This window comes from Paraburkholderia jirisanensis (assembly GCF_054782355.1).
This window is the reverse complement of sequence record NZ_BAAGSQ010000021.1, coordinates 602,527-620,717: the sequence shown is the minus strand read 5'-3', so window position 1 is coordinate 620,717 and position 18,191 is coordinate 602,527. Positions and strand designations below refer to the sequence as shown.

Sequence of the window (18,191 nt, the reverse complement as noted above, 5' to 3'; positions counted from 1 at the left end):
AATACGGGCGGCCGGATCGGCGGCAGCGAGGTGCTCGTGCAGGCCGGACGCGACGTGATCAACGAGACGCAGACCTATGGCCTGTCAAAAACGTTCGGATCGAACGGCCTCACGGGGCACGTAACAGGCACCGGCGTCGACGCGATGGGCGTGATCTCGTCGACCGGTAACGCCACCGTGCTCGCGGGCCGGGATGTGACGCTCACCGGGGCCACAATCCAGAGTGGCGGCAATACGGCGATTGCGGCCGGCCGCGACCTGAACCTGAATACGACGACACTGGCCGGCGGACATGAGGTCAGCTCGCACGGCGGCCAGAACGGTCACCGCGACCAGATCCAGCAGCAGCTGGGCAGCGCGATCGTCGCGGGCGGTGACGTAACAACCGTTTCGGGGCGCGATACGACACTGACCGGTTCGACGATTGCCTCGGGTGGCGATACCGCAATGGCCGCAGGCCGTGACCTGACGGTGACCGCCTCGAAGGACACGCATACGTACAGCGGACAGTCGATGGGCGGCAGGCTGGCCCAGCACAAGTCGTCGAGCTATGACGAGGCGGTGAATGCATCGAGCATGAGCGCAGGCGGCAACCTGATCCTGGCGGCCGGCCAGTCAGGTAGCGGATCTGGTTCCCTGTCCATCCTCGGCTCGAACATCTCGACGAATGCAGATAACGCCGGCAGCGTCACCCTCATCTCCACCGGCGACATCACGATCGGCAGCGTGAGCGAAACGCACGACTCTCAAAGCTGGTCGCACTCGAATAGCTCGGGGTTCCTGTCGAAACAGAAGGTGACGGATACAACCAGCTCGCACCAGCTCATCGCGAACGGTTCGACCGTATCGGGCGATACCGTAACGGCGCTCGCCGGTCACGACATGACGATCGCCGGTTCAACGGTCGCGGCAACGAACGACGTGAACCTCGCGGCAGCGAACAGTCTGACAGTCACCACCACGCAGGACACCGCAGACAGCAGTCACTTCCACGAAGACATCAGGAGCGGCCTGGGCAGCTCGGGCGGCTTCGGCATCTCGTACGGCACGACGGATACGAAGAATACGACGCACGAGCGTTCGCTGGTACAGAACGGCAGCCTGATCGGCAGCACGGACGGCAGCGTCCGGCTGACGGCCGGTGGCGACCTGCACGTGAGCGGCAGCGACCTGATCGCGGCAAAGGACGTCGCGGGCACGGGCGCGAACGTGACAATCGACGCCGCCACCGGCACGGCACACCGCGACGAGACGCAGGAAGTCAGCAAGAGCGGATTCACACTGGCAGTAAAGGCACCGGTGCTCGATGCGATCTCGAACACCGTTGACCAGGCGCGGGACGCCAGCCGCAGCCAGGACGGTCGAGCGGCCGCCCTGCACGGCATGGCGGCGGCAAGCGGCGCGTACGATTCGGTGCGCGCAGCGGGCGGCGCAATGAACAGCCTCGCCAGCGGACAGAAGCCCGATGCCAAGATCGAACTGAGCTATGGCAGCAGCCACAGCAAAAGCACGTCCAGCGAGGACAGTACGACGAGCCGGGGCACGAATGTGTCGGCGGGCGGCACGACTGCCTTCGTGGCAACCGGCTCTGACGTGCCGAGCAGCGGCAACGTGACGATCGCAGGTTCGAACGTGAGCGCAAGCGATGTGATTCTCGCCGCCAAGAACCAGGTCAATCTGGTCAACACGACCGATACGGACACCACGCGCAGTTCCAACCAGTCCAGCAGCGCGAGCGTAGGCGTGTCCTACGGTACGCAGGGTTTCGGTATCAGTGCATCGATGGCGAAGGCACACGGCGATGCCAACAGCGATCTGGCCACGCAGAACAGCACGCATATCAACGCTGAGAACACTGCCACGATCATTTCTGGCGGCGACACCAGCCTGATTGGCGCAAACGTGACTGCCCGGCAGGTCAGCATGGACGTCGGCGGCAACCTGAACATCGCCAGCGTGCAGGACACGATGACGAGCCGTGCGAAGCAGGAAAGCACCGGTGGCGGTTTCAGCATCAGCCAGGGCGGCGGTAGCGCAAGCTTCAGCCACAGCAGCGGCAAGGCAAACGGCAGCTATGCGGGCGTGAATGAACAGGCGGGTATCCAGGCGGGTGACGGTGGTTTCAGCATTACGGTTGCAGGCAACACAGACCTGAAGGGCGGCCTTATCGCGAGCGATGCGGAAGCCTCGAAGAACAGCCTGTCGACGGCCACGCTCACCTTCTCCGACATCCAGAACCATTCGGAATACAGCGCCCACTCGAGCGGCTTCAGCGCGGGTGCAACGACCGGCGACGGTGGCGGCAACTACAGCACCTACGGCAACACATCCGGCAAAGGCACCGGTGGCGCCGCACCGATGCTCAGCCAGAGCGACAGTGGCAGCGACAGCGCGACCACGCGCAGCGCAATCAGCGCGGGCACGATTAGCGTGACGAATACCGCGAACCAGAAGCAGGACATCGCGAGCCTGAGCCGCGATACGTCCGACACCAACGGCACCGTCGCAAGGCTGCCGGACCTGAACAACCTGCTCGACCGGCAGGCAGACATGATGGCGGCCGCGAGCGCAGCAGGTGAAGCGGTCTCGCGCCGCATTGGCGACTTCGCCCAGTCGAAATACGATGAAGCCAGGGCCGCAGGCGATCAGGAAGGCATGAACGCGTGGAAGGAAGGTGGCACTGCGCGCGCCGAGATGCAGATGGCTGGTGCGGCACTCGTGACCGGTCTGGCGGGTGGCAACGCGCTCGGTGGCGCAGCAGGCGCCGCGATCGCATCACTTGCTGCAGGCAAGCTGAACGACGTGAGCAGCGCAATTGCCGGCTCGCATCCGACCGGCAGTTCAGACCTGAACGAAGCACTGGGCAACATCGTCGCCAATGCAATTGCCACCGGCGCAGGCGGCGCAATCGCAGGCAATGCAGGATCGGTCTCAGGCTATAACGTCGACCGCTTCAACCGGCAACTCCACCCGGATGAACGACAGTGGATCAGCGACAACGCAGGAGCCTATGCAAAGCAGCAAGGCATCACGGTCGAACAGGCGATTACCGCCTTGACGGCGCAGGCCGACCGGCAGGTGCAGAACGGATCCGCTGGTGCATGGGATGCAAATGCAAGCACGTTCCTGGGTCAGGCGCATGGCATGTTGCCCGCCGAAGGCAACAGCGGACCAGGCTATATGTTTTACGCGACGCCGGATCAAAAAGCCGACATCAGCATATACGCTAGCCACTATCCAAATGGTGCTTTGCCGAATCAGCCGTTGACCAGGCAAGTTCAGGACAGTGCTACCCGCGAGCAGGTCAATCGGAATTTGATGGGCGGGGCAACCATCTCGGCCGCGACAGGTGCTGCACTTATTGTGGGACTGCCGATCGCCATCGAGAGTGGTGTACTCGGCTACTCCGCGATAAGTGGTACCACAGGTGGAGGAATGGATGCAGCTGGACAATATGCACAATCAGGCACGATTCGGTTCGCACAGACGGCATTTGCAACTGTGATGGGCGCCATCTCAGGTCCTATCGGAGCCAAGGTCGGCTTCTCTCCGAACGTGCTGTTGGGTAGCGCAGCTAACACATTAAACACAGCTTTTAACAACGCGTATTTTGGCGAACATAGCAGTCTGAGCTATGCAATGGGCGTGGGCGCACTCGCTTCCGCCGGGGGCTCCTTGATCGGCACCGGAACGCAAATCGGACTGGCACAAGTCCTTCGACCATACGTTTACAAATCGCTTGATCCTGCTATCCCCGCGCTGCTGCAGCCACGCGCGCCAAACCCCGTGCACGGTCTCTCCGCGGCTACCGCAGGTTCGATAGCGTCTGGCTCATCGTCCTTCGTTCCGAGCAAGGATGCGGCGAAATGACCAAATCCCGAATCGACCTATTAATTTTTGACAACGGTTGGAGGGGTACGTGTGCTCGATGCATCGGCATGCTGCTTGTCTGTCTTGGATTTAAATATCTCCCAGACGTCATCGATTCGGGTTCTCAACATGGCGTTCTGGCATCAATGTCGTTGAAACAAACTGACAAGCATGGAGCGATCCTCACCTTGTTTGAAATAGCATTTGGCATAACCGTCGGAATCGAGGTCGCAAGATGGATTCTTGAAGGTATGCGATCGCTTACGAAGAGCAACAGAAAGAAAGAGAACGGAAAATAGTGGCACGCCTATAAGCAAAATTGATTCATCGTGCCTGGTATTTGCAACACACCGTTCGCTCCAGCAGCAAACGGTTGTATTACTGCCGATTGCGCGGCTGGATTACCCGCAAGTCGGCAAACTGCACTTCCATCAGTGACTTTTACGGCTGGGGGCGGTGGATCGGTAGTGGTCGGGTATGGCGGTTCGGTCGGTGTTGGTGTCTACTTCACCCCGGCGAGCGCCAATACAGCGTTTGACGCTGGCATCTACGGCACATATGGCATCGGGTACAGGTTTGATCCATCTGCCGGAGCGTCCCCGGGCTTTAATAAAGGAAGCGCATCTGTCTGCGTGGCGTGGCCTCAAACGTGAATACCACTGTTGCACTCGCCGACATCGGCATTGATGGCTCCGTGACGTATAACAACGGTCAGCCTACTGGTGCCTCCTACGGAATCGAAATCAAGGGCGTTCCGTCCGTTGTAGGGGAACTGCGTCCGTCACTAACATGACGACATGTACATTCGGCGTTAGCAATATCAAGAGTGGCTTAGCTCAGTCTCTTTGCAAGTGAGGACTTCACATAAAATGAATCTGCGTACACGAGTATTTGCAGCGAGCGCAGCATTGTCAGCCTTGCTGACAATGCTTGCAGCGCTTCTTTTCAATGAGACGTTTAACGCAGTAAGTTCTCCGCCGATCAGGGTGTTTGTTAGCGTCGCAACGGCAATCTTCGTTGTTTTTTGTGCATTAGCCGCTGGAGCGCTTTTCTCGGCAGCCTATCTATTCCTGCGAATGGTGAATAGTCCACAACCGGGGCAAACCGTTTTCGACGCTCGAATGCTGAAAGGAAAGTCGCCATTCTCTGAACGCTATCTGAGTGAAGAAGGCAAGACAGTTCGGTCTCGCTTGTTTCAGGCACTTCGATGGTTCGGAGCATGCTGGGTAGGCTGTTTGTGCTTTGGCCTCTTGGCAGGCTGGCTGGTCAAAATTGGTTGAGATCGGCCTGATCAGCGTTAGCATCAATGCGGGCTCGCAGTATATCCAGAACGGTAGCGTCAACCCGGTGGATGTGGCAGGCGCGTTCAGTACGGGTGCCGCGGGTTCGTATGGCAAGCTGTTATGGAACGTAGGTGTCAATGCGTTTGGCGGCGCTACCACAACGGCACTCAATAACATTATTCAAGGCAAGAATGACAGTGTTGTTGGGTCAGCATTTATCAGCGGAGCACTTTCGAGCTTGGGTTATGGCCTTGGAAAAGCAGCTGAGACAAGCGCTAGTTCTCTCTTGAAGCCTAGCCTGAATACGCAAAGTTGGGCATCTTCTGGTGACTGGTCGGGAAGTAGTTGGAATCTGTTTGGTAGCAACAAGATTCCGACCGTCGGCGGCTCGGTTAGTGGGGGCGTAGGGCAGGAACTTATCAACAATATTTATCAAAATATGGAATCTAGCGTAACTGTCAAAAAATGATCCATCGCATATTTCTCGTATTCGGTTTGTTCCTTTTTGTCTGCATATCGGGAATGGCGATGATTTACATTGTCGGGTCGTACTTAAGTTGTGCGTTTGTGGAGGGCTGTTATGCAAAGCTCGGCGTGGCAGGCGTCATGAAGACCGTGAGCGTAAATGGAATCTTCGTAAGAGGTGGCTTGTTGGCTGTAGCGTTCACGCTATTGGCGTGTCTAAAAATTCGCAATTCATAGCCTTAGCCGAATTCATGCCAACTAGAGGCAGTACGAATACGGTATATCGCTTCAACCGGCAACCGCATGCTACAGAAAAGCCCTTGCGAAGCAACATCGCTGCACGCACTGCAAAGCAGCCGTGCAGCCCATACGCGTACACACCAACTCTCAATGCGCCGCCGCCGGCTCCCTGCTATCGCTCAACTGCGCATCCACCTCATCCCATTCCTCGGGCGGACACGCACACACCCACTCGATGCACTTCTCATCGAGCGTCGCTTCCGATTCCGCGAGCGCGGCCAGATACTCGACCGTTTCCACCAGCGCGATACGATCGGCGAGCGTGACACGAGGGCGCTGAACTGCGCGCGCGAGTGCGCCGATTTTCGCCGCGTGTTTGCCGAATTGCCCTGCGTTAATCACGTTGGCGCGATTGACCCGCTCAAGCAGCTCGACGCGTCGTTCGAGCATTTCGCGCGTGATCGTCGGCGTCTTGTCGGTTTGGACTTTGGTTTTGGCTTGCATGTGAACCCCTCTAAAGCGAGGCCCATTCACCCATCCTGGAGGCGGGTGAGCGGGCACGATGGCAAGATTGAGCAACCGGTGTCTAAGCCCCCAAGACCGGCGAGCCTTTCGGCTCTCTCACCACGGCCCGCCCATTGCGTATGACTGCGCGAGGGCAAGCGCACGGCCTGCGAGGCAGGCGTGCGGGACTTCGACAACTCAGGTGCTCAAACCTGTCCGTCGTTGTTTCGACGGCTTGATGATTATAGGGTTGAGCATGTCGAAGTGAATTTTCAAGACAGAGAAAATGTCTGGAAGTACCGCATTTTCAGAGTTTTCGTACGCTTTGCACGTATCGATCAATTACCAAGGCATCCTTGGCAATGCGAATGCTCGATCTGTAAAGCTTGACGCCAGCAAGCAGGCGCATCACCACCACTCATCTAAACGTCACCAACTCAAAATCCGCCGGCGTCCCCGCCGCCTGCTGCGCGAGATCCGCAATCGCGATCGTCCGCGTAGTCTCTTCATTCCACGGATTGGTATAAGTCACCATCCCTGCCGCCGGATCGATCCGGATCATCGCAAACGCATGCCCATCGCCTCGAGTCCATTCGCCGTTGCGCCCGGGCTTGCCACCAAACACCATTGCCACACGTCCGCTACTCACACCTTCCGCATACGTCATCAAAAAACGCGTGATGCGTTCCGGCGAAGAATCGTGATCAGTAAAGCGCGCATGATCGCCCAGTTGCCCGGCCATCAACTCCATCACCTTGTTAGTCGGCAACGCGCCGTTACGCGGGTCCTTACGAAAGTAGCGGAACATCGCGCCAACAATCGCAGCCGCAGCAGGATCATGTTTGCCATACTGATCAAGCTCGTTAGCGCGCACATGAAACACACTCGCCGGCGCACCCGGCAAGGTCACGTGATAAACCGACCCATCCGCGCTTTGCGTCACCACGCGCTTCAAAATCGCTGTACCGCTCGGCGTATTCGAAAACGCCTTGATCACGGAAATCCCGACGCAATCGCCTTCGCTAGACTGATCAAGGTGCGTGCCAATCGGCATTGGAACAGGGTTTCCCGCAAGCGCCCCAGCGTCCCAGTCACCGGCATCGATCACACTCCCTTTAGCATCGCGCTGCAGCGCGCGAATACTACCTTCCGCACTGAACGACCCATCCGACAGCGACGCGACGATGTTATGCGCGTCTGTCTTCAAATCGTCACGAGCGCCGCCGTCGCGCTCCATCGTGTCCTGAAACAGACGCGCGGCGCTCGCAATACGTGAGCGCGTCATCGTATCGAGCGGACCGCCGCGGCTATGTTCGAGCTCGACGATCAACTGATGGTAAGTGCTTTCGATCGCGCGCAAGCCCGTCAGCGTGGGCGCGTGAGATTCGACGGCCGCGTCGGTCGAAACGGGCGAAGCCACCAACGCGAATGCGCACGCAAGTACAGCGCAAAGAGGTTTTTTTAACATCGGAGACTCGCCGGTTGTTGTGTCAGGGCTGCTACGTAGCTGACTTACACAACACTCGTCGCGGAAAACCTATTCCAGGCATCTGGGCCGTAGCGCTTCACATGTGCTTGCGCACGCGAATCCGCGGCAGCGGGATGTCGCGTCACAGGCCGCTCGATCCGATCACACGAGGCAGGGAAAAACAGAGGAGGGGGGACCAACGGAAACCGGCTGGGACTATCGCGCTCAGCTTTAGCCGGCGGAGCCGGAGCCACAGATCGGGCCCCGGCTTGAAACACATTTACCTTATATGCAACCGCATCAGGCAGCGCGATGGGACGCGACGCGATGCACGTCGCCTTACTTCAACGCCGCCCGTGCGGCGATTACCGCCGCCCGAACCTGCTCCGGCGCCGTCCCGCCCGGATGATTCCGGCTCGCCACCGACCCTTCCAGCGTCAGATACTCGAACACATCATCGCCAATCAGATGCGCGACGTTCGGCAATTCACTCCGCATCTGCTCAAGCGTCAGGTCCGCCAGATCGCAATTCCGGTCGACGCAAATCCGCACCGCATGCGCCACAGCCTCATGCGCATCCCGGAACGGCAACCCACGCTTGACCAGATAATCGGCCAGATCGGTAGCCGTCGAAAAACCCTGCAACGCCGCCGCACGCATCGCCTGCGGCTTCACCGTAATACCCGCGACCATCTCGGCAAAGATACGCAGCGTATCCGCCACCGTATCGACGGTATCGAACAGCGGTTCTTTATCTTCCTGATTGTCCTTGTTGTACGCGAGCGGCTGGCCCTTCATCAGCGTCAACAACGCCATCAGATGGCCGTTCACACGCCCGGTCTTGCCGCGCGCCAGTTCCGGCACGTCCGGGTTCTTCTTCTGCGGCATGATCGACGAACCCGTGCAGAAGCGGTCTGCCAGATCGATAAAGCCGACGCGCGGGTTCATCCACAGCACGAGTTCTTCGGAGAAGCGCGATACGTGCGTCATCACCAGCGCTGAAGCGGCGGTAAATTCAATCGCGAAATCCCGGTCCGACACCGCATCGAGCGAGTTCGCGCAGATGCCGTCGAAGCCCAGCGTCTTCGCCACCGCATGACGATCGATCGGATAGCTCGTTCCCGCCAGCGCCGCCGCGCCGAGCGGCAGACGGTTCACCCGCGTACGGCAGTCGCGCATCCGTTCGGTGTCGCGCGTGAACATCTCCACATACGCCAGCAGGTGATGCCCAAACGTCACCGGCTGCGCAACCTGCAAGTGCGTAAAGCCCGGCATGATGGTTTCGGCGTTCTGCTCGGCCAGATCGATCAGCGCACCGCGCAGATCCTTCAGCAAGCCGCCGATGCGGTCGATTTCGCCGCGCAGCCACAGCCGGATATCGGTGGCCACCTGGTCGTTGCGCGAGCGGCCCGTATGCAGGCGCTTGCCCGCATCGCCGATCAGCGCGGTCAGGCGTGCTTCGATATTCAGGTGCACGTCTTCCAGATCGAGCTGCCATTCGAATTCGCCACGCTCGATTTCGCCTTTGATCTGCGCCATACCGCGTTGAATCGAAGCGAGGTCGTCGTCGCCGATGATCTTCTGTGCGGCCAGCATCGACGCGTGCGCCAGCGATCCTTCGATGTCGACCAGCGCGAGGCGCTTGTCGAAGAAAACCGACGACGTATAGCGTTTGACGAGCTCCGACATCGGCTCGGAGAAGCGAGCCGACCAGGCTTCGCCTTTTTTGTGCAGTTGGGACGTCATGGTGTAGGGCAGTAAGCGGAATGAAGAAAACGCGGACGGCGGCGGGGGCCGGGGCTCGCACGGCAAGACACGGATTTTAGCATTGGGGTGGGGCGGTTCCAGCCTGGCGGTGGCATTAGCCTTCCCGCATCAGCACAACCAGCTTCAGATCCTCGCGATGCGCCGGTTTGAACGTGATCTGATCGTAGGCCACTTGTCCGTCGCGCGGATGGGCGAACTCGCGCCGGCCGCCTTCGCGTTCGCCGACGTCCTGCGAGGCCCAGAAGCGCGCGAACGCGTCGCTTTCGGCGGCGAGCGAATCGATCAGCGCGCGGGTCGGCGCGTCGTTCAGATGGCGGATCGAATCGGCGCGGAATTCGGCGGCAAGCCGCCGCGCGCGAGTTTCCCAGTCGACGATCAGCGCGCGCCCGAGCGGCGACAGAAACGTATAGCGCAGCAGATTGCGGTCGTGGTCGGCGTCGAGCCAGCCGACGAACAGATCGGCCGCCGGGTCGTTCCATGCAATCGCGTTCCACTGCCGGTCGAGCACGTAGGCGGGCGCGTTCACCAGTTGCACGGTTTTCAGCAGCATCGCCGGCGTATCGGTGCCGGACGATTCCGGCTCGGCCGGATCGCGCTGCGCGGCAAGCTCGAACAGATACGCGCGCTCGGCGCGCGACAGCTGCAGCGCCACCGCGATGCGCGCCAGCGCATCCGCCGAGGCCGATACCGGCCGCCCTTGTTCGATCCACGTATACCAGGTCGGGCTCACGCCGCACAGCTGGGCGACTTCCTCGCGCCGCAGGCCCGGCGTGCGCCGGCGCGGCCCCGGCGGCAGGCCCACCGCCAGCGGCGACAGCCGTTCGCGGTGGGCGCGGATAAATTCGCCGAGCGCGTGCGCGGGCGTCGCATCGAGGGGCGGCGGTGGGGCGTCGTTGGACTGCGTCGTCATTTTCAGCAAGGCGGGTGATGGCGATACCAGAATAGTTACTTGTCTTGTACTGGTACAGGCGAGGCTCTATTGTAGCGGCATGAAATCGCTGCCGGGCCGGCCGGGCAGGCGATTTCCGCCTGCCGTCTATCGCTACGGATCGAGGAGCCCCCCATGAAGCATCAGGAACAGGTTGCCGACGCGTTCGGCTCGACCGCCGCCGCTTATTTGACGAGCCATGTCCACGCCACCGGCAAAGACCTGCAGACGCTGGCCGCCGAGGTTGCGGCGACGCCGGGCGTCAAGGTGCTCGACATGGGTTGCGGTGCCGGGCATGCGAGCTTTGCGGTAGCGCCGCATGCGGCAGCGGTGGTGGCTTACGACCTCGCGCCCCAGATGCTGGCGACGGTGGCCGCCGCCGCCATCGAGCGCGGCTTTCCCAACATTACGACGCAGCAAGGTGCCGCCGAAAGCCTGCCGTTCGACGACGCATCGTTCGACTGGGTGATCAGCCGCCTGAGCGCACACCACTGGCATGACGTGCCGCAGGCGCTTGCCGAAGTGCGCCGCGTGCTGAAGCCGGGCGGCCGGGTGATTTTCATCGACATCGCCGGCAGCGATCATCCGCTGCTTGACACGCATTTGCAGGCGGTGGAAGTGCTGCGCGACGGCTCGCATATCCGCGACTACCGCGCGGACGAATGGATCGCGTTTTTCGCCAAGGCGGGCTTCAGCGCGCAAGTGCGCGAGCGCTGGCGCATGCCGCTCGAATTCGAAGCGTGGGTCACGCGGATGCGTACGCCGCAGCCGCGGGTCGTGGCGATCCGCTCGATCTGGGAGAACGCGCCGGACGAAGTGAAGCAGTATTTCGCGGTGCAGGCCGATGGCTCGTTCGAACTCGATGCGTTGATGGTCGAAGCGCGGTAAGGAAACGAGGCGGGGAAAACAAAGCGGGCACGCGATTCATCAAGACATTCACGTGCCCGCCGCAAAGCGTGCGTGAAGCCGGCGCAAAGCCGGCCCTGATCACAACGCTCAACAATCAACCCGTATTGCGCAACCCCGCCGCAATCCCGTTGATGGTCAGGTGAATCCCGCGCCGCAGCCGCGCGTTGTCTTCGCCGGCGCGGTGGCGCTTGAGCAACTCGACCTGCAGGTGATTCAACGGATCGAGATACGGAAAGCGGTTCTTGATCGACCGCGCAAGCAGCGGGTTATCCGCGAGCCGTTCCTTCTTGCCGGTAATCTCCGCGAGCACGTTCGACACGCGCTCCCATTCCGCGACGATCCGCTCGTACACGTGCTTGCGCAGCTTCTTGTCCTCGACGAGCTGTGCGTACCGCGACGCCACCGCCAGATCGGTCTTGGCCAGCACCATATCCATATTCGACAGCAGGTTCGAGAAGAACGGCCAGCTCTTGTGCATCTGGCGCAGCAACTGCAGCCGGCGGGTGCGCTCGGCGTCGCTGCCGGCTTCGTCGAGCCAGCCGCCGACGGCGCTGCCGAAGCCATACCAGCCGGTCAGCAGCAGCCGGCATTGGCCCCACGAGAAGCCCCACGGAATCGCCCGCAGGTCTTCGATCTTGCGCTGCTTCGGGTCCTGCAGCTTGCGCGACGCGGGCCGGCTGCCGATATTGAGTTCCGCGATTTCGGCGATCGGCGTCGACGAGAAGAAGTAGTCGGTAAAGCCGGGCGTCTCATAGACCAGCGCGCGATACGCCTTCATCGCCGCATCGGACAGGCTTTGCATGGTCTCTTCGAACACCGGCAGTTGCACCGGCAACTGGGCGGGCGCATGGCCGTGCGGCAGCAGCGAAGCTTCGAGCGTCGCCGCGATCACGGTTTCGAGATTGCGCCGGCCGATCTGCGGATTGCCGAACTTGCTGGCGATCACTTCGCCTTGCTCGGTCAGGCGGATCTGGCCATCGACGGTGCCCGGCGGCTGCGACAGGATCGCCTGATAGGTCGGGCCGCCGCCGCGGCCGACCGTGCCGCCGCGGCCATGGAACAGGCGCAGCGTGATGCCGCGGTCGTTGAACAGCGATACCAGCGCCAGCTCCGCGCGATACAGCTCCCAGTTCGACGTCAGGAAGCCGCCGTCCTTGTTGCTGTCCGAGTAGCCGAGCATCACTTCCTGCTCGTTGCCCTGATGCTCGACGATCGATTCGATGCCCGGCAGCGCCAGCAGATCGCGCATGATGTGCGGCGCGTTGCGCAAGTCGGGAATCGTCTCGAACAGCGGGATCACCATCAGGCCGGCGCGCGCCGGATAGTGCGCGGCGCCGAGCAGGCCTTGCAGCAGGCCGGTTTCCTTCTGCAGCAGCATCACTTCGACCAGATCGCTGACCGTCTCCGTGTGCGAAATGATGTAGTTGCGCACCGCGCGCACGCCGAACTTCTGGCGGATCACGCGCGCCGCTTCGAGCACGCCGAGCTCGCTTTTGACGAGGTCCGAATAGTTGACGTACGGCGAGCGCAACAGACGCGGCTGCGCGAGTTCGGCCAGCAGCACCTGCAGCTTGTCGGCTTCGGGCAGGGCGGAGTAATTCTCGGTGACGCCTGCGTGGCGCAGCAGTTCGGTGATGACCGCTTCGTGGATGTCCGAGCTCTGGCGCAGGTCGATCGACGCCAGATGGAAGCCGAACACCTCGGTGGCGCGCACCAGCGGCGACAGCCGCGGCGCGGCGAGCGAGACACCGTGCCGCTGGTCCAGCGATTCGATCAGCACGTTCAGGTCGCGGGCGAATTCGTCGGCGTCCGCGTACGGCTGTGCTTCGTGCTGCACCGGGCGCATCGTGATCGCGCCTTCACCGAGCCGCTCGCGCGCGGTGGCCGCCATCCGTGCGTAGACGCCGATCAGCGCGCGCCGGTACGGTTCGTCGACACGATGCGGCGAGCGGTCTGGAGACGCGTCGGCTAGCGTCGTCAGCGCGTCGCTGCAGCCGGCCAGCAGGTTCGATACCGACAGCTCCGCGCCGAGCTTGTGAATCTGCTCCAGATAGTGTTCGAAGATTACTGAAGCGTGGCGCGTGATCGCGTGCTCGAGCGTCGGTGCGGTGACGTTCGGGTTGCCGTCGCGGTCGCCGCCAATCCAGCTGCCCATCTGGAAGAACGGCGGCAGCCGCGCATCGAGACCGTGCTCGGCGAGCGCCGCTTCGATGTCCGCGTACAGCGCCGGGATTTCTTCGAGGAAAGTCGCGCGGTAGTACGACAACGCGTTTTCGATCTCGTCGGCCACCGTCAGCCGCGACTCGCGCAGCATGCGGGTTTGCCACAGCGACGTGACGCGGGCGCGCAGCAGCGCGTCGTTTTGCGCGCGCTCGCGTACCGTCAACGGCTGGTCGCGTTCGGCCAGCAGCCGGGCGATGTCGTGCTGCGCATCGAGAATGCTCTTGCGCTGCACTTCGGTGGGGTGCGCGGTCAGGACCGGCACGATCAGCGCGTCGTCGAAGAACTGCTGCAGCACCGGCGTCGCCGCCGCGCCGGCTTCCTCGAGGCGCTCCAGCGCGTGCGCGACCGTGCCCGGCTGCGACGACGAACCGGCCAGTTCGTGAATCCGGTGGCGGCGGTTGCGGTGCCGGTCTTCCGCGATATTCGCCAGGTGCGAGAAGTAGCTGAACGCCCGCACCACGCTGACCGTCTGCGCGGGGTTCAGCGCGCGCAGTTTCTTGTCGAGGGTCTGCAAGGCCGCCGTGTCGTCCTCGCGGCGAAAGCGCACCGCCGTCTGGCGGATCGTTTCGACCACGTCGAACACCGCGTCGCCTTCCTGCTCGCGCAACACGTCGCCGAGCAAGCGGCCCAGATAGCGGATGTCTTCGAACAGCGGCTGGTCTTTGTCTTCGCGGTTGCGGCCGTCTTTCGCGGCGGCCGGCGACGGCGCGCTGCCGGCAGCGGCGGCGGCTTGCCGCGCTTTCACGGCCTTGTCGGCCTTGGTGTCGACCTTTGCCGCCTTCACCGCGGCTTTGGTCTCCTTAGCGCCTTTGCCGGGTCGCGCGGCGTCTTTCGCCTGTTTAACCGGTTTGGTCTTGCTGTTTTTGCCGTCTTTCGCAGCCTTGACGGCGGCCGTTGGCGTGGCGGAAGCGCTCTGAGTGTCGACGTGGCCGGACTCGAGCGATGCAGTGTTGCGGCGCGCGGTGCGCGCCGATCCGAAAGACGTCACGATGGGTTTCCTTGGAAAGCCAGGGTCTAAAGAAGATGACTGCAACTGCCTAAAAACTGCTGCCTGAACTACGGCGGGTACTGAGGTACTGCCAGTGGACGCTGCCTGTGCGGGGCTGCCGCAACTCCCACCGTTGCCGCGTGTTGCGGGCCGTTCCGGTTGTGCCTGAACGGCCTCGCAACGCCGCCGGCCGGCGCGATGCGCGAGCCGGGCGAAATGAAAAGAGGACGAGCGGCATGGCGTCACACTGCACTGCATCATCGCGCAGGCGGTCTGCCGATGCGCGAACGACCGTGCACGGCCGCGGGGTTTTGCCGCCGCGTGCCTGCCACGTACCGCCTTCGTACTGCGTTGAATGCGCGCTGCGCCGGAACCCCTGCGCGCGCCGTCTCCTCGTTGACTGTCATGATCAACAACGCGGCAGGGTACCGGGCGGTGCACCTTGACGCGCGTGCTAACATTGTTTGTTGTCGATTCCCGCGCTACCGTGGTCCACCCTTGATGATCCAGCAATGAACCCCGAAACGCTCTCAGCGAACCCGCCCAGCACGCTTGTGATCGCTTCGCGTGAAAGCCGCCTTGCGATGTGGCAGGCCGAGCATGTGCGCAGTGCACTGCACAAATTATATCCGTCCTGCGACGTGAAAATCCTCGGCATGACCACGCGCGGCGATCAGATTCTCGATCGCACGCTGTCGAAGGTCGGCGGCAAGGGGTTGTTCGTCAAAGAACTCGAAAACGCGCTGGCCGACGGGCGCGCCGACCTCGCGGTCCATTCGCTGAAAGACGTGCCGATGCAGCTGCCGCCCGGCTTCGAGTTGAGCACGATACTCGAGCGCGAGGATGCACGCGATGCGATTGTCTCCAATCAGTACGACTCGTTGGGCGCGATGCCGCCGGGCAGTGTGGTCGGCACCTCGAGCCTGCGGCGCGAAGCGCTGTTGCGCGCGCGCTACCCGCATCTGGAAGTGAAGCCGCTGCGCGGCAATCTCGATACGCGTCTGGCGAAGCTCGACCGCGGCGACTACGCGGCGATCATTCTGGCCGCCGCGGGTTTGAAGCGGCTGGGTCTGGCCGAGCGCATCCGTTGTCTGCTCGATCCTGCCGACAGCCTGCCTGCCGCGGGACAGGGCGCGCTCGGTATCGAGATTCGCGCGGGCCGGCCTGAGCTGGCCGCGTGGCTCGCGCCGCTGCATCACCTGCATACGGCGGCGGCGGTCGAAGCGGAGCGCATGGTGTCGCGCGCGCTCGGCGGCAGCTGCGAAGTGCCGCTCGGCGCGTATGCGATCTGGCGCGACGGCGCGCTGCATCTGCGCGGCATCGTCGCAACGCCGGACGGCAAGCGCGTGTTGAGCGCGCAGGCTTCGTCGCCGGCCGAGACCATCGGGCGCGCGCTCGATCTGGGCCGCGACGTCGCCGGCCAGCTCGTGCAGCAAGGCGCACTCGACATCGTCCGCGAGCTGTCGTCCGCGGCCGACAAGCCGACTGGCGCGTAATGGCGGCCGGCTCGCAAGACAACTCGCGCAAGGCGCCGTCGGGCAACGGCGCAAGAGAGGCTTCGCAGCGCCGTCCGACCGTCGTGCTGACGCGTCCTGCCGGGCAATCCGGCGAGCTCGCCACGCGCCTTGCCGCGGCCGGTGTCGCTACCCTCGGCTTCCCGCTGATCGATATCGCGCCCGCCGCCGACGAAGCGCCGCTGCGCGCGGCCTTTGCCGACCTCGCGAACTATGCGCTGGTGGTATTCGTGTCGCCGAACGCGATCGACTGTGCGTTCGCGCGCTTCGATGCGATCTGGCCGCATGCGCTGCCGGTCGGCGTGGTGGGGCCGGGTAGTGTCGCGGCGCTGGCGCGTCACGGTGTGGCAGCGCCCGCGTATCAGGTGATCAGCCCGCAAGCGGCGGCCGACGACGACAACGCCCGTTTCGATTCCGAAGGCCTTTACGCGGCGCTGGAGGCCGCGCTCGGCGCGAATGCGTTCGAAGGCAAGCGCGTGCTGATCGTGCGCGGCGACGGCGGCCGCGAATGGCTTGCCGACCGGCTGCGCGAAGCCGGCGCGGAAGTCGACACGGTAGCCGCCTACCGGCGCATCGTGCCGGATCCGTCGGTCAGCACATGGGAGCGCGTCCACGCGCTGCTGGCGGGCGAGCCGCACGTGTGGCTCGTCACCAGTTCCGAAGGTGTGCGCAATCTGGCCGACCTCGCGCGCGACCATCTGACCAGCGCCGAAGTCACGCAATTGAAGCGCGCGCCGTTCGTCGCGCCGCATCCGCGCATCGCCGAAACCGCGCGGGGACTGGGTTTTGATAGCATTACGGTGTCTGGCGCGGGCGACGAGCGGATTGCCCGCACACTGCTGTCATCGTTGCCGTCCCACGTCGCGCCTTCCGAAGTTCAACCGGTTTCCGATCACCCGGCCCAAGCACGCATGACTGACTCGACTGCTTCCACTCATCCGCCGTCCCAGCCGGCCGCAGCCAAGGCGCTGCCGCCGAACCAGCCGTTCACGCCGTACGAGGCGCAGCAGCCGCAGCGCCGTGGCGGCAACGGGCTGCTGTGGCTGGTGATCGTATTGGTGCTGCTGGCGGCAGTGGCGGGCGGCGTCGCGCTGAACCGCAAGCTGATCAAGCTCGACCAGCAACTCACGCAGCGCCAGCAGGCCAACGACGCGCAAACCGCAGAGTTGCGCGTCAAGACCGAAGCCGCGCTGGCGACGGTGCGCCAGACCGATTCGCAGATGTCGCAGATGGAAGGCAAGCTGGCCGATGCGCAGAACGCGCAGCAGGCCTTGCAGCAGCAATATGCGGATCTGGCGCGCAATCGCGACGACTGGACCATGGCGGAAGTCGGGCAGATGCTGTCGAGCGCGAGCGAGCAGCTACAGCTCACCGGCAATACGCAGCTCGCGCTGTTCGCGCTGCAAAGCGCCGATACGCGGCTCGCGGCATCCGATGCGCCGCAGGTGGTGGCGGTGCGCAAGGCGCTGGCGCAGGACATCGACAAGCTGAAAGCCGCGCCGTCCACCGATCTGACCGGGCTCGCGATCAAGCTCGACAATGCGATCGAGATGGTCGACAGCTTGCCGCTGTCGGGCGAAGCGCCGATCGCGCATGCGACGCCGCACGCGTCCACGCCGGCCGATGCCGACAAGGTCGCCGCGGCCACCGGCGAGCCGCGCTGGAAAGTGTGGTGGCAACATTTCGCATCCGGTATCGGCGAACAGCTGACGAGCCTCGTGCAGGTGCGCCGCATCGACAATGCGGATGCGATGCTGGTGTCGCCGGATCAAGGCTACTTCCTGCGTGAGAACCTGAAACTGCGCCTGCTGTCCGCGCGGCTCGCGCTGCTCGCGCGCAACCAGGTCACGCTGAAGTCCGACCTGCATGCAGCGGACGCGTCGCTCACGCGCTACTTCGATGCATCGTCGAAGAACACGCAGACCGTGCGCAACCTCGTGAAGGAAGTGGACGACGGCTCGGGCGCAGTCGACCTGCCGAATCTCGACACGAGCCTGCAAGCCGTGCATCAATACCGCAGCCGGAGCTGACG

At 62.9% G+C, this 18,191-nt stretch carries 12 protein-coding genes; 7 read left to right on the top strand and 5 right to left on the bottom strand.

The genetic code is table 11. The features are described 5' to 3' along the window. From ACYVNQ_RS11910 to ACYVNQ_RS11895, 4 genes are all read left to right on the top strand, one after another. Positions 1–3,870, top strand: a 3,870-nt coding sequence (locus ACYVNQ_RS11910) for a hemagglutinin repeat-containing protein (RefSeq protein WP_460902673.1), incomplete at its 5' end; no start/stop codon positions are given. After that, positions 3,867–4,169, top strand: coding sequence for a hypothetical protein (locus ACYVNQ_RS11905; RefSeq protein ID WP_460902672.1), 303 nt, complete (start codon positions 3,867–3,869; stop codon positions 4,167–4,169). The genes ACYVNQ_RS11910 and ACYVNQ_RS11905, both read left to right, overlap by 4 nt. Positions 4,170–4,739: 570 nt before the next feature. Next, positions 4,740–5,150 carry a hypothetical protein gene (locus ACYVNQ_RS11900; protein ID WP_460902671.1) on the top strand — a complete coding sequence of 137 codons (411 nt, stop codon included), beginning with the start codon at positions 4,740–4,742 and terminating at the stop codon, positions 5,148–5,150. Further along, positions 5,143–5,622: a hypothetical protein gene (locus ACYVNQ_RS11895; protein ID WP_460902670.1), complete on the top strand. Its 480-nt coding sequence runs from the start codon at positions 5,143–5,145 to the stop codon at positions 5,620–5,622. The genes ACYVNQ_RS11900 and ACYVNQ_RS11895 overlap by 8 nt, the downstream gene beginning before the upstream one ends. A 383-nt stretch (positions 5,623–6,005) precedes the next feature. Here the strand turns inward: ACYVNQ_RS11895 and ACYVNQ_RS11890 are convergent, their stop codons facing one another. The 4 genes from ACYVNQ_RS11890 to ACYVNQ_RS11875 all read right to left on the bottom strand — a co-directional run bounded on the left by ACYVNQ_RS11890 (position 6,006) and on the right by ACYVNQ_RS11875 (position 10,507). Beyond that, positions 6,006–6,362 (bottom strand): hypothetical protein, encoded by a 357-nt coding sequence (locus tag ACYVNQ_RS11890; protein ID WP_460902669.1) that lies wholly within the window; start codon positions 6,360–6,362, stop codon positions 6,006–6,008. A gap of 418 nt (positions 6,363–6,780) precedes the next feature. Next, entirely contained in the window at positions 6,781–7,782 is a 1,002-nt protein-coding gene (locus ACYVNQ_RS11885; RefSeq protein WP_460902668.1) for a hypothetical protein, read from the bottom strand. Between the two features lie 387 nt (positions 7,783–8,169). After that, the gene (argH, locus tag ACYVNQ_RS11880) at positions 8,170–9,576 is read right to left on the bottom strand and encodes an argininosuccinate lyase (RefSeq protein ID WP_460902667.1); all 1,407 of its coding nucleotides are present in this window, start codon (positions 9,574–9,576) and stop codon (positions 8,170–8,172) included. 115 nt (positions 9,577–9,691) lie between these two features. Next, entirely contained in the window at positions 9,692–10,507 is an 816-nt protein-coding gene (locus ACYVNQ_RS11875; protein ID WP_460902666.1) for a helix-turn-helix transcriptional regulator, read from the bottom strand. Between the two features lie 153 nt (positions 10,508–10,660). On the opposite strand from ACYVNQ_RS11875, the gene ACYVNQ_RS11870 reads away from it, so the two are divergent. Next, complete coding sequence (locus ACYVNQ_RS11870; RefSeq protein WP_460902665.1) at positions 10,661–11,413, top strand: class I SAM-dependent methyltransferase; 753 nt, start codon at positions 10,661–10,663, stop codon at positions 11,411–11,413. Positions 11,414–11,528: 115 nt separating this feature from the next. Here ACYVNQ_RS11870 and ppc read toward each other — a convergent pair whose 3' ends face one another. Then, entirely contained in the window at positions 11,529–14,645 is a 3,117-nt protein-coding gene (gene ppc / locus ACYVNQ_RS11865) for a phosphoenolpyruvate carboxylase (RefSeq protein ID WP_460902664.1), read from the bottom strand. 512 nt (positions 14,646–15,157) lie between these two features. Between ppc and hemC the strand changes: the two genes are divergently transcribed. Together hemC and hemDX are read left to right on the top strand one after the other, a co-directional pair. After that, positions 15,158–16,141, top strand: a complete 984-nt coding sequence (hemC, locus tag ACYVNQ_RS11860; RefSeq protein WP_460902663.1) for a hydroxymethylbilane synthase — start codon at positions 15,158–15,160, stop codon at positions 16,139–16,141. Beyond that, positions 16,141–18,189 (top strand): fused uroporphyrinogen-III synthase HemD/membrane protein HemX, encoded by a 2,049-nt coding sequence (gene hemDX / locus ACYVNQ_RS11855; RefSeq protein WP_460902662.1) that lies wholly within the window; start codon positions 16,141–16,143, stop codon positions 18,187–18,189. Before hemC ends, hemDX begins: the two co-directional genes overlap by 1 nt. Positions 18,190–18,191 lie beyond the last annotated feature (2 nt).

What these genes read in the sequence shown, in the direction of transcription:
- ACYVNQ_RS11905 (WP_460902672.1), top strand. Translation starts at nt 3,867, where the DNA reads ATGACCAAATCCCGAATCGACCTATTAATTTTTGACAACGGTTGGAGG.
- ACYVNQ_RS11900 (WP_460902671.1), top strand. Translation starts at nt 4,740, where the DNA reads ATGAATCTGCGTACACGAGTATTTGCAGCGAGCGCAGCATTGTCAGCC.
- ACYVNQ_RS11890 (WP_460902669.1), bottom strand. Translation starts at nt 6,362, where the DNA reads ATGCAAGCCAAAACCAAAGTCCAAACCGACAAGACGCCGACGATCACG.
- argH (WP_460902667.1), bottom strand. Translation starts at nt 9,576, where the DNA reads ATGACGTCCCAACTGCACAAAAAAGGCGAAGCCTGGTCGGCTCGCTTC.
- ACYVNQ_RS11875 (WP_460902666.1), bottom strand. Translation starts at nt 10,507, where the DNA reads ATGACGACGCAGTCCAACGACGCCCCACCGCCGCCCCTCGATGCGACG.
- ACYVNQ_RS11870 (WP_460902665.1), top strand. Translation starts at nt 10,661, where the DNA reads ATGAAGCATCAGGAACAGGTTGCCGACGCGTTCGGCTCGACCGCCGCC.
- hemC (WP_460902663.1), top strand. Translation starts at nt 15,158, where the DNA reads ATGAACCCCGAAACGCTCTCAGCGAACCCGCCCAGCACGCTTGTGATC.
- hemDX (WP_460902662.1), top strand. Translation starts at nt 16,141, where the DNA reads ATGGCGGCCGGCTCGCAAGACAACTCGCGCAAGGCGCCGTCGGGCAAC.